9 protein-coding genes are annotated in these 9,211 nt (G+C 72.0%); 5 read left to right on the forward strand and 4 right to left on the reverse strand.

Features of this window, described 5'->3' with window-relative positions:
- Positions 1–104: 104 nt before the first annotated feature.
- Positions 105–1,388: a thymidine phosphorylase gene (locus ABZ484_RS31840; protein ID WP_358869395.1), complete on the forward strand. Its 1,284-nt coding sequence runs from the start codon at positions 105–107 to the stop codon at positions 1,386–1,388.
- A gap of 96 nt (positions 1,389–1,484) precedes the next feature.
- Positions 1,485–2,069: a Uma2 family endonuclease gene (locus tag ABZ484_RS31845; RefSeq protein WP_358869396.1), complete on the forward strand. Its 585-nt coding sequence runs from the start codon at positions 1,485–1,487 to the stop codon at positions 2,067–2,069.
- A gap of 7 nt (positions 2,070–2,076) precedes the next feature.
- On the opposite strand, the gene ABZ484_RS31850 is transcribed toward ABZ484_RS31845, so the two are convergent.
- Positions 2,077–2,997, reverse strand: coding sequence for an AEC family transporter (locus ABZ484_RS31850; RefSeq protein WP_358869397.1), 921 nt, complete (start codon positions 2,995–2,997; stop codon positions 2,077–2,079).
- A gap of 130 nt (positions 2,998–3,127) precedes the next feature.
- Between ABZ484_RS31850 and ABZ484_RS31855 the strand changes: the two genes are divergently transcribed.
- Entirely contained in the window at positions 3,128–3,514 is a 387-nt protein-coding gene (locus tag ABZ484_RS31855) for an STAS domain-containing protein (RefSeq protein WP_358869398.1), read from the forward strand.
- On the opposite strand, the gene ABZ484_RS31860 is transcribed toward ABZ484_RS31855, so the two are convergent.
- Both ABZ484_RS31860 and ABZ484_RS31865 read right to left on the reverse strand, forming a co-directional pair.
- Positions 3,398–4,411 (reverse strand): sigma-70 family RNA polymerase sigma factor, encoded by a 1,014-nt coding sequence (locus ABZ484_RS31860; protein ID WP_358869399.1) that lies wholly within the window; start codon positions 4,409–4,411, stop codon positions 3,398–3,400. The two genes, ABZ484_RS31855 and ABZ484_RS31860, sit on opposite strands and share 117 nt — an antisense overlap.
- Positions 4,412–4,615: 204 nt before the next feature.
- Positions 4,616–5,899, reverse strand: coding sequence for an MFS transporter (locus tag ABZ484_RS31865; protein ID WP_358869400.1), 1,284 nt, complete (start codon positions 5,897–5,899; stop codon positions 4,616–4,618).
- A 63-nt stretch (positions 5,900–5,962) separates the two neighbouring features.
- Between ABZ484_RS31865 and ABZ484_RS31870 the strand changes: the two genes are divergently transcribed.
- Positions 5,963–6,934 carry a LysR substrate-binding domain-containing protein gene (locus ABZ484_RS31870; RefSeq protein WP_358869401.1) on the forward strand — a complete coding sequence of 324 codons (972 nt, stop codon included), beginning with the start codon at positions 5,963–5,965 and terminating at the stop codon, positions 6,932–6,934.
- A 224-nt stretch (positions 6,935–7,158) separates the two neighbouring features.
- Here ABZ484_RS31870 and ABZ484_RS31875 read toward each other — a convergent pair whose 3' ends face one another.
- Positions 7,159–7,920, reverse strand: coding sequence for an alpha/beta hydrolase (locus tag ABZ484_RS31875; RefSeq protein WP_358869402.1), 762 nt, complete (start codon positions 7,918–7,920; stop codon positions 7,159–7,161).
- A gap of 150 nt (positions 7,921–8,070) precedes the next feature.
- Here ABZ484_RS31875 and ABZ484_RS31880 point away from each other — a divergent pair.
- The coding region (locus ABZ484_RS31880) for an adenosine deaminase (RefSeq protein WP_358869403.1) at positions 8,071–9,211 on the forward strand (1,141 nt) is incomplete at its 3' end.

Below are 9,211 nucleotides of genomic sequence, written 5' to 3' on the forward strand. Positions count from 1 at the left end.
GGACCACCTCAGCAAGTAACAACCGTGCGGCCCCGTACGAGCCGTCCCTCGTGGCCGGCCCGCACGGGGCCGTCTCCCTTCGCACCCGGAAGGAACCCCACCCCATGGCCATGGACGCCATCTCCGTCATCCGCACCAAGCGGGACCGCGGCGAGCTCAGCGACGCGCAGATCGACTGGGTCATCGACGCGTACACCCGCGGGGAGGTCGCCGACGAGCAGATGTCCGCGCTCGCGATGGCCATCCTCCTCAACGGCATGGACCGCCGGGAGATCGCCCGCTGGACCGCCGCGATGATCGCCTCCGGCGAGCGCATGGACTTCTCCTCCCTGTCCCGCCCCACCGCCGACAAGCACTCCACGGGCGGCGTCGGCGACAAGATCACCCTGCCGCTGGCCCCGCTGGTCGCCGCCTGCGGCGCCGCCGTACCCCAGCTGTCCGGCCGGGGCCTCGGCCACACCGGCGGCACGCTGGACAAGCTGGAGTCGATCCCCGGCTGGCGGGCGCTGCTGTCCAACGAGGAGATGCTGCGCGTCCTGGACGAGGTCGGCGCCGTGATCTGCGCGGCGGGCGACGGCCTGGCCCCCGCCGACAAGAAGCTCTACGCCCTGCGTGACGTGACCGGCACGGTCGAGGCGATCCCGCTGATCGCCTCCTCCATCATGTCCAAGAAGATCGCGGAGGGCACGGGCAGCCTGGTCCTGGACGTGAAGGTGGGCTCCGGCGCCTTCATGAAGACCATCGAGGACGCCCGTGAGCTGGCGTCCACGATGGTCGGCCTCGGCACCGACCACGGCGTGAAGACGGTCGCCCTGCTCACCGACATGGCAACGCCGCTCGGCCTGACGGCGGGCAACGCCCTGGAGGTCCGCGAGTCCGTGGAGGTCCTGGCGGGCGGCGGCCCGGCGGACGTGGTGGAGCTGACCCTGGCCCTGGCCCGGGAGATGCTGGACGCGGCCGGCCTGAAGGACGCCGACCCCGCCAAGGCCCTGGCCGACGGCTCGGCGATGGACGTCTGGCGCCGCATGATCGCCGCCCAGGGCGGCGACCCGGACGCGCCCCTGCCCACGTCGAAGGAACAGCATGTGGTCAAGGCCGCCGCCTCCGGCGTCCTGACCCGCCTCGACGCCTACGGCATCGGCGTCGCCGCCTGGCGCCTCGGCGCGGGCCGCGCCCGCAAGGAGGACCCGGTACAGGCGGCGGCGGGCGTCGAACTCCACGCCAAGCCGGGCGACAAGGTGACGGAGGGCCAGCCCCTCCTGACCCTCCACACGGACACCCCGGAGCGCTTCGAGTACGCCCTCGAGGCGGTGGCCGGCTCCTACGACGTCGCGGAGCCGGGCACGGACTTCACGGCGTCTCCGGTAGTGCTGGAACGTATCGCCTGACCTGCACTTTCCCCTTTTGGGTGAACGGGATCGGTGGACCTGCACCGGTCCCGTTCGGCATGCTGGGATCGGTGACGCACCGATAGGAGAACCGCCATGAGCGCACTCACCGTGAGCCAGGACCCCGACCAGAGCTGGGACGACCTCGTCCGGTTCTGGGAGGAGATGGAATGGCCCGAGGGCAGCAAGGTGGAGATCATCGAGGGGATCATCACCGTGTCACCCGCTCCCGCACCCCGTCATAACGTGATCGCGGCTCGCATCCAGCGTCGCCTCTATTCCGTGATCCCCGAAGACTGGGAGATCTTCCAGACACTGGCCATCGCCGTGCCGTCGCGTCTGGGCATGCTCATCCCGGACCTTGTGGTTGCTCCGCTGCCGGAATGCGCGGAATCGGATACTCACGTCCCGGCTGCTCTCGCCGAGCTCGTCGTCGAGGTGACGTCCAAGTCCAACGCCCGCCACGACCGCATCAGCAAGCCCGCCGCATACGCCACCGCTGGCATCCCGCTCTACCTCCTCGTTGACCGCTGGGCCGCCGACGGTCCCACCGTGACGCTCTACGGAGAGCCGAAGGGCGACGTCTACCGCCCCCTGGCCACGGCCAAGTTCGGCGAACCCGTCAAACTGCCCGCCCCCTTCGACGTCGTGATCGACACCAGTGAATTCCCGGTGGACTGACACCCCGTCACCCGAGCAATGCCGCGACGGCCACCAACACCGGCACCGACAGGATCGTCGACAGCAGGATCGACTCCTGGGCCAGTGACTCGCCCACCCGGTAGCGGCTCGCGTACGTGAACAGGTTCTGGGCGGCGGGCAGGGCCGAGGTCACCACCACGTCCAGCAGTTGCGGGCCCCGCAGCCCGAAGACGCTCGTCGCCAGGGCCCAGGCCGCGACCGGCTGGCCCACCGACTTCAACGCGACCGACAGCAGCACCAGGTGGCGGTCCCGGCCCCGGGCGGGGGCCGCGCTGCCGCGCAGGGCGATCCCGAAGGCCAGCAGGACGGCCGGGACGGACATGTTGGCGATCAGCGTGAGCGGCTCCATGACCGGGCCGGGCACGCGCACGCCGGTCGCCGAGATCAGGACGCCGCTCAGGGCGCCCACCGCGACCGGGTTGCGCAGCGGCGTCAGCAGACGCTGCCACAGTGGGCCCTTCTCGCCCGCGCCGGACAGGTCCAGGACCGTCAGGGCGATGGGCGTGACCAGGATCTGCTGGAACAGCAGCACCGGGGCCACCAGCGAGGCGTCCCCGAGGACGTACGCGGCGATCGGGATGCCCAGGTTGCCGGAGTTGACGTAACTGGAGCACAGGGCGCCGATCGTGGTGCGGCCCACGCCCCAGTGCCGCATCGCGCCGAACGCCACGAAGACGCCCGCCGCTGCCGCCGTGCTCGCCGCCGTCACCAGCAGCCGGCCGGAGAAGACCACCGACAGGTCGGCCCGGGCCAGCGTGGTGAACAGCAGCGCCGGGGTCGCCACATGGAAGGCCAGCTTGGTCAGCACCTCCCGCCCCTGGTCGCCGAGGTAGCCGCGCCGCCCGATCAGATAGCCGACGCCGATCACGACCGCGATGACCGCGAAACCCGTCAACACCCCTTGCACGCGGACTCCTCGGCGGGTGGCAGGAGGCAGTCGGGTATCCAGGGCGGTGCTGATCCATGGGGCATGCACTCACCCTCCGGGGAGGGAGGGCGGCGGGTCAATGTGATCTCCGGCGGGTCGTCCCACCGCGATGAGTTGTCGCCCGCAGGGGGGTCTACCGATCGTGGACGCCAAGACACCCGCCGTGCTCGTGCTCGCCGGCCCCGTCACCCGGGAGGAGGTGAGGGGGCTGTGCGACGACGTGCGCGGTCTGCTGGAGACGACCGGAGCCGGTGTCGTGGTGTGCGACGTGGGCGGGCTGGGACCGCCCGGCCTCGGCACCGTCGACCTGCTGGCGCGGCTTCAGCTGGCCGCCCGGCGGGCCGGGGGCCGCATCCGGCTGCGCGACCCCGACCCGGCGCTACACCCCCTGCTCGCCCTGGTCGGCCTCACCTTCGAGACGGAGGGGCAGTCCGAACAGCGGGAACCAGCGCTGGGTGTCGAGGAAGCAGTGGAAGCCGAGGATCCGGCCGTCTGAGATCTCCAGCACCTGCACGGCCCACGGCGTGAAGCCGCCCTTCTCCGGGTCCGGCTTGTACTGCGCGAAGCCCGGCAGCCCGTTCGCCCGCACCGGCAGCAGGCGCGAGCCCGCACAGGCCGCGCCGAGCGTCGTCATGAAGCCGGTGATGTCCGCCGAGCCGGTCAGCCACAGGTCGAACGGCGGCATCGTCATCACCGCGTCCTCGTGCAGCAGCGCGGTCAGCGCCGTCATGTCGTACCCCTCGAACGCCTTCACATAGCGCTCCAGGAGCTTTTGCTGCTCCTCGTCCAGCGGGTCGGACACCTCGGCGCGGGCGCCTGTGTCCTCCCGCTCGGCGAGCGTGGCCCGCGCCCGTTGCAGGGCGCTGTTGACCGAGGCGACCGTCGTGCCGAGCAGCTCGGCGACCTCGCTCGCCTTCCAGGCCAGCACCTCGCGCAGGATCAGCACGGCCCGCTGCTTGGCCGGGAGCTGCTGGAGCGCCGCCATGAAGGCCAGCCGTACGGACTCCTTGGCGACCGCCGCCTCCGCCGGGTCCTCGACCGCCGGCAGGACCCGGCCGTCCGGCATCGGCTCCAGCCAGGTGTTGTCCGGCCGGGGCGCCAGCGCCGCCCGGGCCAGCGGAGTCGACTCCGTCAGATCCATCGGCCGGGCCCGCTTGTTGCCCGCCGACAGCATGTCCAGGCACACGTTCGTCGCGATGCGGTACAGCCACGAGCGAAGGCTGGAGCGGCCCTCGAACCTGTCGTGGCTGCGCCAGGCGCGCACCAGGGTGTCCTGCACCGCGTCCTCGGCCTCGAAGGACGAGCCGAGCATGCGGTAGCAGTAACCGGTCAGCTCGACCCGGTACTTCTCCAGCTCTGCGTCGAGATCCGCCGTCGCCGTACCGTTGCTCATCGTCGTCCACCCACCCCTGTGGCCGTTCCGTCCGCGCGCGTCCATCGCGCCCAGCACTTCGGAAGCTACCGCAGGCCACTGACAACGGCCCCCGGAGCGGAGGAAGCAGCAGGTCACAGGCGTGATGGCATCATTCGCACCCCAGTTCGCCCGGTGCTGCCGGTGCGAAGGGGCGGGCTACGCCGTGGGCGAGACGGGGGCGGGCTACGCCGCCACCGGCCCGCGACGCGCCGCCGCCCGGGCCGCCCGGGAGCCGAGCACCGTGATCGTCACGACGCCCAGCACCGCCAGCAGACCCACGCCGACCGTCCCCGGCCAGCCCTGGGCGTGGAAGGCGATGGCGCCGACCGTGCTGCCGGCGCTGGAGCCGATGTAGTAGGCGGACTGGTACAGCGCGGAGGCCTGGGCGCGGCCGTGGGCGGCGGTCTTGCTGACCGCCGAGGAGGCCACCGCGTGCCCGGCGAAGAAGCCCGCCGTGATCAGGACCAGGCCGAGGAGCACCGGCGCGACGGAGTCCAGCAGCGACAGCAGCAGTCCCGCCGCCGTCGTGGCACCCGCCAGGTACAGGGCGCCCCTGCGGCCCAGCCGGCCCACCAGCCGTCCCGCCGTCGACGCCGACACCGTGCCCACGAGATAGACCAGGAAGATCGAGCCGACGATGCCCTGGGGGAGGGAGAACGGTGCCTCGGTCAGGCGGTAGCCGATCACCGTGTAGACCCCGCCGAACACCGTCATGAACAGCGCGCCGATCGCGTACAGGCGGCGCAGCAGCGGATCGGCCAGGTGGTCGCGGACCGTGCCGGCCAGCACGCGCGGGCGCAGCGAGCCCGGCCTGAAGTGCCTCGGCGCCGGCAGCAGCAGGCGGAACGCCACCGCGCACAGCACCGCGATCACGCCGACGACACCCACGGCGACCCGCCAGCCCCACTCCTGGGCGACCCAGCCCGTGATCACCCGGCCGCTCATCCCACCCACGCTGTTGCCCGCCACGAACAGGCCGATCGCCGTGACCAGCGCCCTGGGGCGGACCTCCTCCGCCAGATAGGCCTGCGCGGAGGCCGGCAGCCCCGCCAGCGCGGCGCCCTGCAACGCCCGCAGCACCACCAGCGCGCCGAGCGACGGCGCGAACGGCACCAGCAGGCCGACGGCCACCGCGACCGCCAGCGAGGCCGTCATCACCGTACGGCGGCCGAAACGTTCCGACAGCGCGCTCATCGGGAGGACGAACAGGGCCAGCCCACCGGTCGCCGCCGCGACCGTCCAGCTCGCCTCGCTCGCCGCCACCCCGAACTCCCCGGAGATCAGCGGCAGCAGTGCCTGCGTGGAGTACAGCAGCGCGAAGGTCGCGACACCGGCGAGGAAGAGGGCGAGGCTCATCCGGCGGTAGCCGGGACCGCCCGGGGTCATACGGGAGTCGGTGGCGTCGACGGCGGGGACGGTGCGTGCGGCGCCCACGACGGTGGACGCCCCGGTACTGGCGGGAGACATGCTTCGACCGTAGGAACCCCGACCCTCATCCGTCCAATGCATGGAATGGCCATAATCGTTCCCATGGCGCATCAGCAGAGGTCACAAGGTCGACTGTCACCGTCCGGTGACACAGAAGACATCGAAAAGAACACCGAGGACATCGCGCGCCTGCTCGCGCCCCGCCTCGCCCACTTCGCCGGCGTCGCCCGCACCGAGCACGTCACGCGCGCCGCCCAGGAGATGCAGGTCCCGCAGTCCACCCTCTCCCGCGCCATGGTCCGCCTGGAGCAGGACCTCGGCGTCGACCTGTTCGCCCGGCACGGCCGTACGGTCTCCCTCACCCCCGCCGGCCGCACCTTCCTCGCCTCCGTCGAACGGGCCCTCGCCGAGATCGAACGCGCCGCCGAGGAGGTACGCGCCGACGCCGACCCGGCCACCGGCAAGGTCGCCTTCGGCTTCCTGCACACCATGGGCGCCGAGACCGTGCCCGGACTGATCCACGCCTTCCGCGCCGACCACCCCCGCGTCCGCTTCAGCCTCGTCCAGAACTACGGCGAGGCCATGCTGGAACGGCTGCGCGCGGGCGAGCTGGACCTGTGCCTGACCTCACCCGTGCCCGACGCCCCCGACCTCGTCGCCCGCCGCCTGGACGAGCAGAAGCTGCGCCTGGTCGTCCCCGCCGACCACCGGCTCGCCGACCGCCGCCGCGTCCGCCTCGCCGAGGCCGCCGAGGAGGTGTTCGTGACCCTGGAGCCCGGCTACGGACTGCGCCGCATCACCGACGCCCTCTGCCGCGAGGCCGGCTTCAAGCCGAGGGTGGCCTTCGAGGGCGAGGAGACGGAAACCCTGCGGGGCCTGGTCGCCGCCGGGCTCGGCGTGGCCCTGCTGCCCCCGCCGCCCGTGCCCCGGCCAGGCGTCGCCGAACTGACGGTCACGGCCCCGCGCGCGGTACGGGAGATCGGCGTCGCCTGGCTGGAGGGCCATCCGGACACACCTCCGGTGGCGGCGTTCAAGAAGTTCCTGCTGTCCCGGCGCGGCAGGCTGCTGCCCTGACGCCGCCAGGGGGTGTCTCGCTAGGGCCTTTCGTTTGGATCAGGCCGGATCAGGGAGCGGGGTCTGGTGATGGGGGTACCTCCCACGCCGTTCAGGCAGTGGGGGAGGATCGCAAGGCGGAGGAGGGCGTCATGGCGGAGCCATGGCAACCGACGACAACGCGGCGAGGCGCGGTGCCAGGGCCCGCGAGCCCGGCATGATCCAAACGAGAGGCCCTGGGGCGTTCAGTTCCGCAGCGTCCTGCCGAACCCCGCCGCCAGCGGCATCCGCAGCCCCAGCGGCGGGGGCGCGGCCAGGGCGTCCTGCACGGGCCGTGAGAAGGGCCGCCCGAACAGGGTGCCCATGACGAAGTCGGTGGCCAGCGCGGTGACCTCGTCGCGGTACTGGCGCAGCCCGTGCCCGTCGGCGTGCACCTCGAACCGGCACACGTCCCGGTTCGCCTTCTTCGCCCGCGTCGCGAACCGGAAGGACAGCTCGGGGTCGGTGCGCTCGTCGTTGGTGCCGTGCACGATCAGCACCCGGCGCCCGACGAGCTGCTTCACCGGTTCGGGGGAGGCGGCCACGTCCTCCTCGGGCAGCCAGGGGGCGATCGCCACCACCGCCTCGACCGCCTCGTGCCCGCCCGCGCGCAGCGCCGCCCGGCCGCCCATGTCGAGTCCGGCCAGGCACACCGGGACGTCGCCGTAGCGCCGTACGACCTCCTCGACCGCCCAGGTGGCGTCGCGGGCGAGGTGCGCCTCGTGGCCGTTCCAGCCGCGGTAGCGGTAGTGCACCACGTGCGTGGCCAGGCCCTGGCCGCGCGCCGCGCGGGCCAGCCGGCGCCCGAGGGCGCGCATGGAGGCGGTCGCCAGCACCGGGGAGGGCCTGCGCCCGGAGACCTCCCGGCCGCCCGGAAGCAGCAGCACCGCTCCGCTCACCGCCGTCGGCTCCGGGCCGAGCGTCCTCCCCAGCCGGGCCGCGCGGACCGGCGTCGCTTGCTGTGCCATGACAGAACAGTGTCAGAAGCACCGGTCCACGCCACCCGTCCGTGCGGTCACCGTTACGTATCGACGGATGTGTACAGGGCGGGAACCGGCCGTCGGCCGCGCGCTCCGGGAACCCCGGATTTCTACGCGCGTAGGCGTTAGAGTGCGGAAATGACGAACCAGACTGCCCACCTGGGGAACACCCCGAGCACGGACCAGATCCGCCGGGCGCCCAAGGTTCTGCTGCACGACCACCTCGACGGCGGACTCCGCCCGGGCACCGTCGTCGACCTCGCCCGCGCCTCGGGCTACTCCCCACTCCCCGACACCGATCCGGAAAAGCTCGGCCTGTGGTTCCGCGAGGCCGCCGACTCCGGCTCCCTGGAGCGGTACCTGGAGACCTTCTCCCACACCGTCGGCGTGATGCAGACCCGGGACGCGCTCGTCCGCGTCGCCCGCGAGTGCGCCCAGGACCTCGCCGAGGACGGCGTCGTCTACGCCGAGGTGCGCTACGCCCCCGAGCAGCACCTGGAGGGCGGACTGAGCCTGGAGGAGGTCGTCGAGGCCGTCAACGAAGGGTTCCGGGAGGGCGAGCGGCTCGCCCTCGCCGACGGCCGGCGCATCCGGATCGGCGCCCTGCTCACCGCCATGCGGCACGCGGCCCGCGCCCTGGAGATCGCCGAACTCGCCAACCGCTACCGCGACTTCGGCGTCGTCGGCTTCGACATCGCCGGCGCCGAGGCCGGATACCCGCCCACCCGGCACCTGGACGCCTTCGAGTACCTGAAGCGGGAGAACAACCACTTCACCATCCACGCCGGCGAGGCGTTCGGCCTGCCCTCCATCTGGCAGGCCCTCCAGTGGTGCGGCGCCGACCGGCTCGGGCACGGGGTGCGCATCATCGACGACATCCACGTCCACGAGGACGGCAGCGTCACGCTCGGGCGGCTCGCCTCCTACGTCCGCGACAAGCGCATCCCCCTGGAGCTGTGCCCGAGCTCCAACCTCCAGACCGGCGCGGCCACCTCCTACGCCGAGCACCCCATCGGGCTGCTGCGCCGCCTGCACTTCCGCGCCACGGTCAACACGGACAACCGGCTCATGTCCCACACCAGCATGAGCCGGGAGTTCGAGCACCTGGTCGAGGCATTCGGTTACACGCTCGACGACATGCAGTGGTTCTCCGTCAATGCGATGAAATCAGCGTTCATTCCTTTCGATGAACGACTGGCCATGATCAATGACGTGATCAAGCCCGGATATGCGGCGCTGAAATCCGAATGGCTGTTTAGCCAAACCGCCTCCACCAGGG

It is taken from the genome of Streptomyces sp. NPDC006393 (assembly GCF_040628575.1).
GTDB lineage: Bacteria > Actinomycetota > Actinomycetes > Streptomycetales > Streptomycetaceae > Streptomyces.

What these genes read in the sequence shown, in the direction of transcription:
- ABZ484_RS31875 (WP_358869402.1), bottom strand. Translation starts at nt 7,920, where the DNA reads ATGGCACAGCAAGCGACGCCGGTCCGCGCGGCCCGGCTGGGGAGGACG.
- ABZ484_RS31870 (WP_358869401.1), top strand. Translation starts at nt 5,963, where the DNA reads ATGGCGCATCAGCAGAGGTCACAAGGTCGACTGTCACCGTCCGGTGAC.
- ABZ484_RS31865 (WP_358869400.1), bottom strand. Translation starts at nt 5,899, where the DNA reads ATGTCTCCCGCCAGTACCGGGGCGTCCACCGTCGTGGGCGCCGCACGC.
- ABZ484_RS31840 (WP_358869395.1), top strand. Translation starts at nt 105, where the DNA reads ATGGCCATGGACGCCATCTCCGTCATCCGCACCAAGCGGGACCGCGGC.
- ABZ484_RS31860 (WP_358869399.1), bottom strand. Translation starts at nt 4,411, where the DNA reads ATGAGCAACGGTACGGCGACGGCGGATCTCGACGCAGAGCTGGAGAAG.
- ABZ484_RS31845 (WP_358869396.1), top strand. Translation starts at nt 1,485, where the DNA reads ATGAGCGCACTCACCGTGAGCCAGGACCCCGACCAGAGCTGGGACGAC.
- ABZ484_RS31855 (WP_358869398.1), top strand. Translation starts at nt 3,128, where the DNA reads ATGAGTTGTCGCCCGCAGGGGGGTCTACCGATCGTGGACGCCAAGACA.